The 13,403-nt window shown below is 44.0% G+C and carries 10 protein-coding genes, 13 tRNA genes and 3 rRNA genes; 25 read left to right on the top strand and 1 reads right to left on the bottom strand.

Translation table 11 applies throughout. The features are described from left to right. The first annotated feature begins 2 nt into the window (after positions 1–2). The 8 genes from ACO1DI_RS23515 (at position 3) to ACO1DI_RS23480 (ending at position 6,286) form a co-directional block, all read left to right on the top strand. The gene (locus ACO1DI_RS23515) at positions 3–359 is read left to right on the top strand and encodes an STAS domain-containing protein (RefSeq protein WP_013055006.1); all 357 of its coding nucleotides are present in this window, start codon (positions 3–5) and stop codon (positions 357–359) included. Positions 360–362: 3 nt separating this feature from the next. After that, positions 363–764 carry an anti-sigma regulatory factor gene (locus ACO1DI_RS23510; protein ID WP_013055007.1) on the top strand — a complete coding sequence of 134 codons (402 nt, stop codon included), beginning with the start codon at positions 363–365 and terminating at the stop codon, positions 762–764. A 13-nt stretch (positions 765–777) separates the two neighbouring features. Continuing rightward, positions 778–1,788: a PP2C family protein-serine/threonine phosphatase gene (locus ACO1DI_RS23505; protein WP_013055008.1), complete on the top strand. Its 1,011-nt coding sequence runs from the start codon at positions 778–780 to the stop codon at positions 1,786–1,788. Between the two features lie 59 nt (positions 1,789–1,847). Continuing rightward, positions 1,848–2,180 (top strand): anti-sigma factor antagonist, encoded by a 333-nt coding sequence (locus ACO1DI_RS23500; RefSeq protein ID WP_014461968.1) that lies wholly within the window; start codon positions 1,848–1,850, stop codon positions 2,178–2,180. Continuing rightward, positions 2,177–2,662: an anti-sigma B factor RsbW gene (rsbW, locus tag ACO1DI_RS23495; protein WP_014461967.1), complete on the top strand. Its 486-nt coding sequence runs from the start codon at positions 2,177–2,179 to the stop codon at positions 2,660–2,662. Before ACO1DI_RS23500 ends, rsbW begins: the two co-directional genes overlap by 4 nt. Then, entirely contained in the window at positions 2,628–3,422 is a 795-nt protein-coding gene (gene sigB, locus ACO1DI_RS23490) for an RNA polymerase sigma factor SigB (protein WP_013055011.1), read from the top strand. The genes rsbW and sigB overlap by 35 nt, the downstream gene beginning before the upstream one ends. Beyond that, on the top strand, positions 3,422–4,027 hold the full coding sequence (locus tag ACO1DI_RS23485; RefSeq protein ID WP_014461966.1) for a PP2C family serine/threonine-protein phosphatase: 606 nt from the start codon (positions 3,422–3,424) through the stop codon (positions 4,025–4,027). The genes sigB and ACO1DI_RS23485 overlap by 1 nt, the downstream gene beginning before the upstream one ends. Positions 4,028–4,111: 84 nt before the next feature. Then, on the top strand, positions 4,112–6,286 hold the full coding sequence (locus ACO1DI_RS23480) for a Tex family protein (protein WP_115652916.1): 2,175 nt from the start codon (positions 4,112–4,114) through the stop codon (positions 6,284–6,286). 57 nt (positions 6,287–6,343) lie between these two features. Here the strand turns inward: ACO1DI_RS23480 and cmpA are convergent, their stop codons facing one another. Beyond that, positions 6,344–6,460 (bottom strand): cortex morphogenetic protein CmpA, encoded by a 117-nt coding sequence (cmpA, locus tag ACO1DI_RS23475; RefSeq protein ID WP_013055014.1) that lies wholly within the window; start codon positions 6,458–6,460, stop codon positions 6,344–6,346. Between the two features lie 109 nt (positions 6,461–6,569). Here cmpA and ACO1DI_RS23470 point away from each other — a divergent pair, with 109 nt between their 5' ends. From ACO1DI_RS23470 to ACO1DI_RS23390, 17 genes are all read left to right on the top strand, one after another. Beyond that, positions 6,570–7,019 (top strand): SprT family protein, encoded by a 450-nt coding sequence (locus ACO1DI_RS23470; protein ID WP_115652917.1) that lies wholly within the window; start codon positions 6,570–6,572, stop codon positions 7,017–7,019. A 134-nt stretch (positions 7,020–7,153) separates the two neighbouring features. Then, a tRNA-Asn gene (locus tag ACO1DI_RS23465) sits at positions 7,154–7,228 on the top strand. Between the two features lie 3 nt (positions 7,229–7,231). After that, positions 7,232–7,322, top strand: a tRNA-Ser gene (locus ACO1DI_RS23460). Between the two features lie 9 nt (positions 7,323–7,331). Continuing rightward, positions 7,332–7,406 (top strand) — tRNA-Glu (locus ACO1DI_RS23455). A gap of 24 nt (positions 7,407–7,430) precedes the next feature. After that, a tRNA-Val gene (locus tag ACO1DI_RS23450) sits at positions 7,431–7,506 on the top strand. A 28-nt stretch (positions 7,507–7,534) separates the two neighbouring features. Next, positions 7,535–7,610: transfer RNA gene (locus ACO1DI_RS23445), tRNA-Asp, on the top strand. A gap of 11 nt (positions 7,611–7,621) precedes the next feature. Next, positions 7,622–7,696, top strand: a tRNA-Gln gene (locus ACO1DI_RS23440). A 4-nt stretch (positions 7,697–7,700) separates the two neighbouring features. Next, a tRNA-Lys gene (locus ACO1DI_RS23435) sits at positions 7,701–7,773 on the top strand. A gap of 12 nt (positions 7,774–7,785) precedes the next feature. After that, a tRNA-Leu gene (locus tag ACO1DI_RS23430) sits at positions 7,786–7,868 on the top strand. 22 nt (positions 7,869–7,890) lie between these two features. Continuing rightward, positions 7,891–7,976: transfer RNA gene (locus tag ACO1DI_RS23425), tRNA-Leu, on the top strand. A 90-nt stretch (positions 7,977–8,066) separates the two neighbouring features. Continuing rightward, positions 8,067–8,143, top strand: a tRNA-Arg gene (locus tag ACO1DI_RS23420). Between the two features lie 4 nt (positions 8,144–8,147). Then, a tRNA-Gly gene (locus ACO1DI_RS23415) sits at positions 8,148–8,221 on the top strand. An 81-nt stretch (positions 8,222–8,302) separates the two neighbouring features. Further along, positions 8,303–9,854, top strand: a 16S ribosomal RNA gene (locus ACO1DI_RS23410). Between the two features lie 225 nt (positions 9,855–10,079). Beyond that, positions 10,080–13,015: ribosomal RNA gene (locus tag ACO1DI_RS23405) — 23S ribosomal RNA — on the top strand. A 69-nt stretch (positions 13,016–13,084) separates the two neighbouring features. After that, positions 13,085–13,200 (top strand): 5S ribosomal RNA (gene rrf, locus ACO1DI_RS23400). The 16S, 23S and 5S rRNA genes sit together here with 13 tRNA genes alongside, the layout of an rRNA operon. Before the next feature lie 24 nt (positions 13,201–13,224). Continuing rightward, positions 13,225–13,301, top strand: a tRNA-Met gene (locus ACO1DI_RS23395). A gap of 4 nt (positions 13,302–13,305) precedes the next feature. Further along, positions 13,306–13,381, top strand: a tRNA-Asp gene (locus ACO1DI_RS23390). The last annotated feature ends 22 nt before the right edge of the window (positions 13,382–13,403 follow it).

The raw sequence follows: 13,403 nt of genomic DNA, 5'->3' as shown, positions 1-13,403 counted from the left end.
ACGTGAGAATACCCATTTTGAAATTGTACGACTATTTATTGGTATCCATTCAATGGGAGCTGGATGATCAAACGGCTATTCAATTCCAAGAAGATTTGCTAAGTAAAATTCATCAAACTGGAGCAAAAGGAGTGGTAATCGACTTAACTTCAATTGATATGATCGATTCATTCATCGCAAAAGTGTTAGGTGACGTGGTTAGCATGTCTAATTTGATGGGGGCTAGAGTAGTATTAACAGGTATCCAGCCTGCAGTAGCTATTACACTTGTTGAGTTAGGGATTGGCCTAAATGATGTTCTTACTGCACTCGATTTAGAAAAAGGTCTTGAGAAACTCCAATCGGAATTGGGGGATTAGTATATGGAATTCCAATCCAGCGTAAAAATCGTAACAGAATGGGACATCGTAGCGGCACGCCAATTAGGTAGAAATGTGTCGAAAGAGCTAGGGTTTGGAACAGTTGACCAAGCTCGTATTACAACCGCCATTTCTGAATTAGCTCGTAATATTTACCTATATGCGGGTAAGGGTCAAATCTATATTGAGAAATTAAATCGTGGAGGAAAAAACGGTCTTCTTGTCGTAGCAACAGATGAAGGGCCAGGTATCCCCGACGTTCGCAAAGTAATGGAAGATGGATACTCAACATCGGGTGGACTAGGAGCTGGGCTTCCTGGGGTGAAACGATTGATGGATGAGTTTGACATCGAAACAAATGTCGGAGAAGGTACTGAGATTAAAGCAGTTAAGTGGCTCCGGTAGGAGGAAATAGATAATGTCTTTTGATAAAGAGATGAGAGATTTATACAAAGATATTTTGGGGAACTATATCCAAACACAAAATGAACAAATTTTGTATCAAGGACAAAAACTAAGTAGAAAATCTTTAGAGAATGAAATATCACCAGAAGATATTGTGAGCATTCATAAAGAAGTGATTGAAGAAATTTATTCTGATATTCCAGAAAAAGTGCTGCATTCTCTGGACTTTTTACTTGAAGTAATGATTAGCTACGGTCTTGCTCTTCGTGAGCATCAAACATTAAAAAATAAGCAGCGGGAACTTCGTTCTGAAATTGAAGTTGCCGCTAACGTCCAGCAGACGCTGTTAGGGACAAAGGTTCCGGCTAGTTCAACTTTAGAAATTGGCGCGATTAGCGTACCGGCTAAACAGATGAACGGAGATTATTTTCACTTTGTAGAAGAAGAACACGGTGGGTTAAGTATTGCCATTGCCGATGTGATCGGAAAAGGAATTCCAGCTGCAATGTGTATGTCTATGATCAAGTATGCAATGGACAGCTTACCGGACTCAAGAAAAAACCCAAGTTACGTATTAGAGAACTTGAATAATATTGTAGAGCGAAACGTAGATCCAAGTATGTTTATTACGATGTTCTATGGAAGCTATAATCCCGAGACAAACTTATTTGATTATGCATCTGCAGGGCATGAGCCAGGCTTTTATTATGACGCTAAAGCTGATTCATTTGAAGATTTGGAAGCAAAAGGACTCGTGCTAGGAGTCGATCGCCATGTGAAATATCTTCAGTACGAGCAGCAGCTTTCAAAAGGCGATATGATTGTTCTGTTAACAGATGGCGTAACAGAATGCAGAACTGAAGAAGGATTTATTGAAAGATTGGACATCATAAAATTAATTCGAAAATACATGCATTTGTCTCCTCAAGAAATTGTAGAATCTGTATATAAAGAGCTGGAAAAACTACAGCATTTTCAATTGAGGGATGATTTTACATTGATTATTTTGAAGAGTTTAGTTTAAGTATTCTAAATAAGGGTACAGAAAAGATAGCACAAAATTAGAGGGGGTCTACTAATACGATGAATTTAAAAATAGATATACAAAAGGACGGTCACGCATATCGTATTAAGCTGGCTGGAGAGATTGACGCATATACAGCACCTAAGCTAAAAGAAAAGTTCATGGAAATTACTGAACATACTGAACCGGAAATTATAGTCGATTTAACCGATGTATCATACATGGATAGTACAGGACTAGGTGTATTTATTGCATTGTTAAAAGCCAATAAGAAAAATAACGGCTCTTTGAAATTTGTTGGTGTATCAGAGCGCATCAAGCGCTTATTTGATATTACGGGCCTTACAGACATTTTAAACGTGAATTCACAAGTAGAAGGTGGCGTAAAATGAAACAGCCTTATGACTTTGTTGAGATGAAGATTCCTGCTAAGCCGGACTATGTAGCGATTATTCGACTGACGCTATCTGGTGTAGCAAACCGGATGGGTTTTTCTTATGATGAAATTGAAGATATGAAAATTGCTGTCAGTGAGGCATGTACAAATGCCGTGCAGCATGCTTATAAAAGCGACGAAAATGGTGAAGTTAAAGTAGGTTTTGGTTTATTTGATGACCGTTTAGAAATCATGGTGGTCGATAAAGGTGAAAGCTTCAATTTTGAAGAGCTTAAGGAACATATAGGACCTTATGAAACATCAAAAGAAGTTGAATTTCTTCCTGAAGGTGGACTTGGTTTATATTTAATTGAAACACTAATGGACGAAGTGAAAATGGTCAATTCAAAAGGTGTAACGCTAATGATGACTAAGTATGTGCAAAGAGAGCAGGTGGAGAGTGATGAAAACACAGTCTCAACCTATGAAATTAACTAAAGAACAGGTTCAGGAACGAATTGAGCGCTTTCAAAAAACGCAGGATGAAGAAGCACAAAGTGATCTAGTAGTACATTACAAGAACCTTGTTGAATCTATTGCACGTCGTTATTCAAAAGGCAGAAGCTTACATGAAGATATTGTGCAGGTAGGGATGCTAGGACTGTTAGGAGCTATTAGAAGGTATGATGCTTCATTTGGAAGAAGCTTTGAATCGTTTGCTGTTCCTACAATCATTGGAGAGATTAAGCGATTTTTACGCGATAAAACGTGGAGTGTTCACGTGCCACGCCGCATCAAAGAATTAGGTCCTAAAATTAAAGCAGCTGTCGAAGAGCTAACAACCCGTTTACAGCGATCTCCTCAAGTGAAAGAAATTGCTGATCATATCGGAGTGACAGAGGAAGAAATTTTAGAAACGATGGAGATGGGGCAAAGTTATCAAGCGTTGTCTGTTGATCATTCCATTGAAGCAGACTCTGATGGAAGCACTGTTACAATCCTTGATTTAGTAGGTGAACAAGAGTCGGGTTATGAGAAAACTGATCAGCGCTTAGTGTTAGAAAAGATTCTGCATGTCTTAAGCGATAGAGAAAAAGAAGTGATTCGCTATACATTTATTGAAAATCTGAGTCAAAAAGATGCCGGTGAGAAGTTAGGGATTTCTCAAATGCATGTATCTCGACTGCAAAGAAGAGCGCTTGATAAGCTAAGAACTGCAGCTCGCTCAGATTCTAACGATTCGGAGTATATGTCGTGATGACAGTAGACCCTAATACAAAGTCGATTCAAACTCATATATACCAAGAGCCGAAGCAAGGGAACGTTTGTTGTGGAGACAGTTACTATGTCAAAGAAACGGATGACTATTTTCTATGTGCAGTGGCAGATGGATTAGGAAGCGGTGAACAAGCCAGAGCCGCTTCTGTAGCTGTTACGGATGTAGCGAAAGATCATCATCATCTAGATGTGGATGAGATCATTTCTAAGTGCAACAAAGCTACTCGACATACAAGAGGCGCAGCAGTAGCTATTTTGAAAATTGATAAAAAACATAACGAATTTCATTATACAAACGTAGGTAATATCCGCTTTTATCTGTATTCTCCGGAGGGGAAATTAACGTACCCTCTGCCAATTCAAGGTTTTTTATCAGGGAAAATTCAAAAGTTCCGCACACAAACCTTCCCATATGACTCCGGTTCTAAATTTTTGATTCATACAGATGGCTTAGAATTAAAAGAGATTAAATCTGTTTTTGCTAACTCGATGAATGTAGATCAATTGTCGACACGGCTACAAGCAGCAATTCGATCTCATAATGACGATATTACGTATATCGCTGGTCATCTTCCAACTGCATAGCCTTTCTTTTTAGCTCACATGTGTTATTGCATGTGAGTTTTGTTACAATAGAGACAAAGTTTCATTTAGGTAGGAGGATAAGCTGTGTCTGTTGCAACGAAATTAGATAATCAAATTGTTCAACGTGTAAGTAAAGAGGTGGAGATTTCACAAAAGCAAGTACAAAACGTAATTGCTTTAGTAGAAGACGGTAATACAGTTCCCTTTATTGCTCGATATAGAAAAGAACAAACTGGTGCTTTGGATGAAGTCCAAATCCGGAATATTTTAGATTCCTGGAACTACTTAATGAATTTAGAGGAGCGTAAAGAGGAAGTTCTTCGATTAATTGAAGAACAAGGGAAATTAACTGAGGAACTGGCTGCTCAAATTCATCAAGCGAAGAAATTGCAGCAAGTAGAAGATTTATACCGCCCCTTTAAGCAAAAACGACGTACAAAAGCAACTGTAGCAAAAGAAAAAGGTCTTGAACCATTAGCACAGTGGCTACTAAGCTTTCCACGTTCTGACGTGAAGAATGAAGCGCAAGCATACATAAATGAAGAAGTGGGAGTTCAATCTTCTGACGAAGCTATTCAGGGAGCTCTAGACATTGTAGCGGAACAAATTTCTGACGAAGCGTCTTATCGTCAATGGATTCGTACGACCACTGTAAAAGATGGCATAATTGTTACTTCAGTCAAAGATCCGGAAAAAGATGAAAAAAACATCTATGAAATGTACTATGAATATACAGAAGCGGTAAAGCGAATCGTTCCTCATCGTATCTTAGCTATGAATAGAGGAGAAAAAGACGGTATTTTAAAAGTGAATATTGATGCGCCTACAGATCGTATTCTTTCGTATTTACATAAACAAGTAATCAAAAAAAGGGATTCTTCAGCCGAAAGTTATATCATCTCAGCTATAGAAGATGCTTATAAACGCTTAATAGAACCATCTATTGAACGCGAAATCCGTAAAGAGCTATCAGAAAAAGCGGAAGAAAGAGCCATTCACATCTTTTCTGAAAACTTACGAAAACTTCTTCTCCAACCTCCATTGAAAGGGAAAGTAGTATTAGGGGTAGATCCAGCTTTTCGAACAGGCTGCAAATTAGCTGTAGTAGATGAAACGGGCAAGGTATTAAAAATTGATGTTATTTATCCACATCCTCCTGTGAGAAAAGCAGCGGAAGCGCAAAATAAATTAAAGAGAATGTTCGCTGAATACCCTATTGAAGTAGTAGCAATTGGAAACGGAACGGCATCTCGCGAAACGGAGCAATTTGTAGCGGATGTTCTTAAAGAAATTGAAAACCCAGTTTATTATTTGATTGTGAATGAAGCGGGAGCAAGCGTATATTCGGCTTCTGATGTTGCTAGAGAGGAATTTCCTGATTTTCAAGTAGAAGAGCGAAGCGCTGTATCGATTGCCAGAAGGCTGCAAGATCCGCTGGCTGAACTTGTGAAAATTGATCCTAAGTCGGTAGGGGTAGGGCAGTATCAGCATGATGTGTCTCAAAAGCAATTAAATGATTCACTGACTTTTATTGTAGAGACAGTAGTAAACCAAGTAGGAGTAAATGCAAACACGGCTTCTGCTTCGCTTCTACAATACGTTGCTGGTCTAAATAAGACAGTTGCTCAAAACATTGTAAAATATCGGGATGAAAACGGAAAATTCTCTAACCGAAAACAGTTGAAGAAAATTCCGCGTCTAGGTGCTAAAACCTATGAGCAGTGTATTGGGTTTTTACGTATTATAGAAGGTGAAGAACCTTTAGACAGAACGGGTATCCATCCTGAAACATATGGAGACGTTAAAAAGCTTTTAAAGAAAGCGGAAGTGAAAGAGACTGAGCTTGGAACGGAGAAAGTAAAAGAAGCATTAAAACATATTTCTTTACCCGAAATATCAGAAGAACTAAGTATAGGAGAGCTTACTTTAAAAGACATTATAGAAGCGCTCGTAAGACCGGAAAGAGATCCTCGTGATGAACTGCCAAAACCTTTGCTACGTCAGGATATTTTGAAGCTAGAGGATCTAGCAAAAGGTATTCAGCTTGAAGGTACAGTGCGAAACGTCGTAGACTTCGGAGCGTTCATCGATATAGGAGTTAAGCAAGACGGTCTAGTCCATATTTCTAAATTAACGAATCGGTACGTTAAGCACCCCCTCGATGTCGTTTCAGTAGGAGATTTGGTGAATGTGTGGGTAGAAGACGTAGACATGAAAAAAGGAAGAGTTGCACTGACGATGATTCCGCCCCATCAATAATAAAATTGCCTTTTCAGATTTTCTGAAAAGGCAATTTTATTTGTAAAAAGAAGTGATTTAAGAAGCGGAATTATTTTTTTGATAAAAAAACCAACATTGATTGAGCAATTTTATTTGTGCGCGGTCTTTCTCAGAATAAGCGCGCCTCATTTGTTTTTGTAGCCACATTGGCATAAGGGCAATCACTCCTTTTCATTTATGATAAGGTGAATAGTGAGTATGTAATGAAGTGTATGCCCAAAGAGCTAGTCAGGTGATTTCATACAGTAGAGGAGTATATAAGATGAATGATAAAGATTTACAAATACTTGTAGAAGAAATTTCATTGAAGCTGTTTCACAAACCATTTCGTCATGAAGCCACTTTTAATTCTCGTTTACGTACGACAGGTGGAAGGTATTTATTAAGTACATCTAATATAGAAGTAAACTACAAATACTTTGAACAATATGGCAGGCAAGAAATAGTAGCAATCATTAAACATGAGCTCTGTCATTATCATTTGCATATTGAGGGGAAAGGGTATAAGCATGGAGATCAAGACTTTAAAAGGCTAATGAAAGAAGTAGGCGCCCCTCGATTTTGTCAGGCATTGAAAAAAGAAAGTGATGGAAAGAAAAAAGAGCACATATATGTATGTATGCAGTGTGATCAAAAATATGTTCGAAAAAGAAAAGTGAACACGGTTAAATATGTTTGTGGAAAGTGTAAAGGTAAATTAAAAAAAATGTAGAAGATGCTTGACTAAAATAGATTGATTATGATAAATTAATAAAGCCGTCTCAAATAAACGGCAAAGAAATTACAAAAACTTATTGACATTACATATAATGTCGATTACAATGTAAGAAGTCTGATAAATATTATTCCACAGTAGCTCAGTGGTAGAGCTATCGGCTGTTAACCGATCGGTCGTAGGTTCGAGTCCTACCTGTGGAGCCATATGGAGAAGTACTCAAGTGGCTGAAGAGGCGCCCCTGCTAAGGGTGTAGGTCGTGTAAGCGGCGCGAGGGTTCAAATCCCTCCTTCTCCGCCATTTTATAATGGCCCGTTGGTCAAGCGGTTAAGACACCGCCCTTTCACGGCGGTAACACGGGTTCGAATCCCGTACGGGTCACCATTGATTTTCATTTACATATTCTGTGGAGGATTAGCTCAGCTGGGAGAGCACCTGCCTTACAAGCAGGGGGTCGGCGGTTCGATCCCGTCATCCTCCACCATTTGACTGTTTTATACATAATTTTGGATGGTCCCGTGGTGTAGCGGTTAACATGCCTGCCTGTCACGCAGGAGATCGCGGGTTCGATTCCCGTCGGGACCGCCATTTTAAATTATTGGGCTATCGCCAAGCGGTAAGGCAACGGATTTTGATTCCGTCATGCGTTGGTTCGAATCCAGCTAGCCCAGCCATAAAGAGCCATTAGCTCAGTTGGTAGAGCATCTGACTTTTAATCAGAGGGTCGAAGGTTCGAGTCCTTCATGGCTCATTTTCATTTCTTGCGGGTGTGGCGGAATTGGCAGACGCGCTAGACTTAGGATCTAGTGTCTTTACGACGTGGGGGTTCAAGTCCCTTCACCCGCATCTTATTCATTTTATGTATTTAGCGGTCGTGGCGGAATGGCAGACGCGCTAGGTTGAGGGCCTAGTGGGGGCGACCCCGTGGAGGTTCAAGTCCTCTCGGCCGCACCAAAAAAACTTTTTAAAAAAGTGTTGACATAAGAAACCAGAAATGATATTATAATAAAGTCGCCAAAACAACGGCGGTAAACATCATAAGAAGCGCCCGTAGCTCAATTGGATAGAGCGTTTGACTACGGATCAAAAGGTTAGGGGTTCGACTCCTCTCGGGCGCGCCATATTGCGGGTGTAGTTTAGTGGTAAAACCTCAGCCTTCCAAGCTGATGTCGTGAGTTCGATTCTCATCACCCGCTCCAAATATATTGAACTTTGAAAACTGAACAAAGCGACAAACGTCAACGTTAATTTTTATTTTTTAAATGAGCAAGTCAAACATTTCTTCGGAGAGTTTGATCCTGGCTCAGGATGAACGCTGGCGGCGTGCCTAATACATGCAAGTCGAGCGAACTGATTAGAAGCTTGCTTCTATGACGTTAGCGGCGGACGGGTGAGTAACACGTGGGCAACCTGCCTGTAAGACTGGGATAACTTCGGGAAACCGAAGCTAATACCGGATAGGATCTTCTCCTTCATGGGAGATGATTGAAAGATGGTTTCGGCTATCACTTACAGATGGGCCCGCGGTGCATTAGCTAGTTGGTGAGGTAACGGCTCACCAAGGCAACGATGCATAGCCGACCTGAGAGGGTGATCGGCCACACTGGGACTGAGACACGGCCCAGACTCCTACGGGAGGCAGCAGTAGGGAATCTTCCGCAATGGACGAAAGTCTGACGGAGCAACGCCGCGTGAGTGATGAAGGCTTTCGGGTCGTAAAACTCTGTTGTTAGGGAAGAACAAGTACGAGAGTAACTGCTCGTACCTTGACGGTACCTAACCAGAAAGCCACGGCTAACTACGTGCCAGCAGCCGCGGTAATACGTAGGTGGCAAGCGTTATCCGGAATTATTGGGCGTAAAGCGCGCGCAGGCGGTTTCTTAAGTCTGATGTGAAAGCCCACGGCTCAACCGTGGAGGGTCATTGGAAACTGGGGAACTTGAGTGCAGAAGAGAAAAGCGGAATTCCACGTGTAGCGGTGAAATGCGTAGAGATGTGGAGGAACACCAGTGGCGAAGGCGGCTTTTTGGTCTGTAACTGACGCTGAGGCGCGAAAGCGTGGGGAGCAAACAGGATTAGATACCCTGGTAGTCCACGCCGTAAACGATGAGTGCTAAGTGTTAGAGGGTTTCCGCCCTTTAGTGCTGCAGCTAACGCATTAAGCACTCCGCCTGGGGAGTACGGTCGCAAGACTGAAACTCAAAGGAATTGACGGGGGCCCGCACAAGCGGTGGAGCATGTGGTTTAATTCGAAGCAACGCGAAGAACCTTACCAGGTCTTGACATCCTCTGACAACTCTAGAGATAGAGCGTTCCCCTTCGGGGGACAGAGTGACAGGTGGTGCATGGTTGTCGTCAGCTCGTGTCGTGAGATGTTGGGTTAAGTCCCGCAACGAGCGCAACCCTTGATCTTAGTTGCCAGCATTTAGTTGGGCACTCTAAGGTGACTGCCGGTGACAAACCGGAGGAAGGTGGGGATGACGTCAAATCATCATGCCCCTTATGACCTGGGCTACACACGTGCTACAATGGATGGTACAAAGGGCTGCAAGACCGCGAGGTCAAGCCAATCCCATAAAACCATTCTCAGTTCGGATTGTAGGCTGCAACTCGCCTACATGAAGCTGGAATCGCTAGTAATCGCGGATCAGCATGCCGCGGTGAATACGTTCCCGGGCCTTGTACACACCGCCCGTCACACCACGAGAGTTTGTAACACCCGAAGTCGGTGGAGTAACCGTAAGGAGCTAGCCGCCTAAGGTGGGACAGATGATTGGGGTGAAGTCGTAACAAGGTAGCCGTATCGGAAGGTGCGGCTGGATCACCTCCTTTCTAAGGATTTTTATAAGACGTGCGTTTTGACACTTTGTTCAGTTTTGAGAGTTCAATCTCTCAATTATAGAAAGCACACTACTTTCTTCTTATTAGATAAGAAGAATTTTGGTTGCGATTGTTCTTTGAAAACTAGATAACAGTAATTGCTGAGGAAAAGTGAAACTTTTCTTTAATCAAACCAATAAATAACACAACAATATGTTGTACCATTTATTCGCTAATGGTTAAGTTAGAAAGGGCGCACGGTGAATGCCTTGGCACTAGGAGCCGATGAAGGACGGGACTAACACCGATATGCTTCGGGGAGCTGTAAGTGAGCTTTGATCCGGAGATTTCCGAATGGGGAAACCCACTGTTCGTAATGGAACAGTATCTTTATCTGAATACATAGGATATTGAAGGCAGACCCGGGGAACTGAAACATCTAAGTACCCGGAGGAAGAGAAAGCAAATGCGATTTCCTGAGTAGCGGCGAGCGAAACGGAATTAGCCCAAACCAAGAGGCTTGCCTCTTGGGGTTGTAGGACACTCTATACGGAGTTACAAAGGAACGAAGTAAATGAAGCGACCTGGAAAGGTCCGTCGAAGAAGGTAACAACCCTGTAGTTGAAACTTCGTTCCCTCTTGAGTGGATCCTGAGTACGGCGGAACACGTGAAATTCCGTCGGAAGCTGGGAGGACCATCTCCCAAGGCTAAATACTACCTAGTGACCGATAGTGAACCAGTACCGTGAGGGAAAGGTGAAAAGCACCCCGGAAGGGGAGTGAAAGAGATCCTGAAACCGTGTGCCTACAAGTAGTCAGAGCCCGTTAACGGGTGATGGCGTGCCTTTTGTAGAATGAACCGGCGAGTTACGATCCCATGCAAGGTTAAGCTGATAAGGCGGAGCCGTAGCGAAAGCGAGTCTGAATAGGGCGTTTAGTATGTGGTTGTAGACCCGAAACCAGGTGATCTACCCATGTCCAGGGTGAAGTTCAGGTAACACTGAATGGAGGCCCGAACCCACGCACGTTGAAAAGTGCGGGGATGAGGTGTGGGTAGCGGAGAAATTCCAATCGAACCTGGAGATAGCTGGTTCTCTCCGAAATAGCTTTAGGGCTAGCCTCATGTTGTGAGAGTCTTGGAGGTAGAGCACTGATTGGACTAGGGGCCCCCAACGGGTTACCGAATTCAGTCAAACTCCGAATGCCAAAGACTTATCCATGGGAGTCAGACTGCGAGTGATAAGATCCGTAGTCAAAAGGGAAACAGCCCAGACCACCAGCTAAGGTCCCCAAGTATACGTTAAGTGGAAAAGGATGTGGAGTTGCTTAGACAACCAGGATGTTGGCTTAGAAGCAGCCACCATTTAAAGAGTGCGTAATAGCTCACTGGTCGAGTGACTCTGCGCCGAAAATGTACCGGGGCTAAACGTATCACCGAAGCTGTGGATTGACATCTTTGATGTCAGTGGTAGGAGAGCGTTCTAAGTGCAGTGAAGTCAGACCGTAAGGACTGGTGGAGCGCTTAGAAGTGAGAATGCCGGTATGAGTAGCGAAAGACAAGTGAGAATCTTGTCCACCGAATGCCTAAGGTTTCCTGAGGAAGGCTCGTCCGCTCAGGGTTAGTCGGGACCTAAGCCGAGGCTGAAAAGCGTAGGCGATGGCCAACAGGTTGATATTCCTGTACCACCTCCCCGCCGTTTGAGTAATGGGGGGACGCAGTAGGATAGGGTAAGCGCGCTGCTGGATATGCGCGTTCAAGCAGTTAGGCTGATGAGTAGGCAAATCCGCTCATCATAAAGGCTGAGCTGTGATGACGAGGGAATTATAGTACCGAAGTTCCTGATTCCACACTGCCAAGAAAAGCCTCTAGCGAGGCGGGAGGTGCCCGTACCGCAAACCGACACAGGTAGGCGAGGAGAGAATCCTAAGGTGATCGAGAGAACTCTCGTTAAGGAACTCGGCAAAATGACCCCGTAACTTCGGGAGAAGGGGTGCTCTGGTAGGGTGTATAGCCCGAGAGAGCCGCAGTGAATAGGCCCAGGCGACTGTTTAGCAAAAACACAGGTCTCTGCGAAGCCGCAAGGCGAAGTATAGGGGCTGACGCCTGCCCGGTGCTGGAAGGTTAAGAGGAGGGGTTATCCTTTGGGAGAAGCTCTGAATCGAAGCCCCAGTAAACGGCGGCCGTAACTATAACGGTCCTAAGGTAGCGAAATTCCTTGTCGGGTAAGTTCCGACCCGCACGAAAGGCGTAACGATCTGGGCACTGTCTCAACGAGAGACTCGGTGAAATTATAGTACCTGTGAAGATGCAGGTTACCCGCGACAGGACGGAAAGACCCCGTGGAGCTTTACTGTAGCCTGATATTGAATTTTGGTACAGCTTGTACAGGATAGGTAGGAGCCTGAGAAGCCGGAGCGCTAGCTTCGGTGGAGGCGTCGGTGGGATACTACCCTGGCTGTATTGAAATTCTAACCCGCGGCCCTGATCGGGCCGGGAGACAGTGTCAGGTGGGCAGTTTGACTGGGGCGGTCGCCTCCTAAAATGTAACGGAGGCGCCCAAAGGTTCCCTCAGAATGGTTGGAAATCATTCGTAGAGTGTAAAGGCACAAGGGAGCTTGACTGCGAGACCTACAAGTCGAGCAGGGACGAAAGTCGGGCTTAGTGATCCGGTGGTTCCGCATGGAAGGGCCATCGCTCAACGGATAAAAGCTACCCCGGGGATAACAGGCTTATCTCCCCCAAGAGTCCACATCGACGGGGAGGTTTGGCACCTCGATGTCGGCTCATCGCATCCTGGGGCTGTAGTCGGTCCCAAGGGTTGGGCTGTTCGCCCATTAAAGCGGTACGCGAGCTGGGTTCAGAACGTCGTGAGACAGTTCGGTCCCTATCCGTCGTGGGCGTAGGAAATTTGAGAGGAGCTGTCCTTAGTACGAGAGGACCGGGATGGACACACCGCTGGTGTACCAGTTGTCTTGCCAAAGGCATCGCTGGGTAGCTATGTGTGGACGGGATAAGTGCTGAAAGCATCTAAGCATGAAGCCCCCCTCAAGATGAGATTTCCCATAGCGCAAGCTAGTAAGATCCCTGAAAGATGATCAGGTTGATAGGTCAGAGGTGGAAGCGTGGCGACATGTGTAGCTGACTGATACTAATCGATCGAGGACTTAACCAAAACTTTAAAAGCGTAAGCTTTACTCAGCAAACTGTTACCTAGTTTTGAGAGAACAATCTCATATAAATGTCTAGTGATAATGGCAAAGAGGTCACACCCGTTCCCATACCGAACACGGAAGTTAAGCTCTTTAGCGCCGATGGTAGTTGGGACTTTGTCCCTGTGAGAGTAGGACATCGCTAGGCATTTTTATTTTGCTTTTTTATCATCGCGGGGTGGAGCAGTTCGGTAGCTCGTCGGGCTCATAACCCGAAGGTCGCAGGTTCAAATCCTGTCCCCGCAACCAACATGGTCCCGTGGTGTAGCGGTTAACATGCCTGCCTGTCACGCAGGAGATCGCGGGTTCGATTCCCGTCGGGACCGCCATGTTTTAGAAACGAAACAATGT

Origin of the sequence: Priestia sp. 40 (assembly GCF_049368575.1) — a bacterium.
Classification (GTDB): Bacteria; Bacillota; Bacilli; order Bacillales; family Bacillaceae_H; genus Priestia; species Priestia zanthoxyli.
The sequence above is the reverse complement of the archived record's forward strand: the minus strand, read 5'-3'. Positions and strand labels throughout refer to the sequence as shown.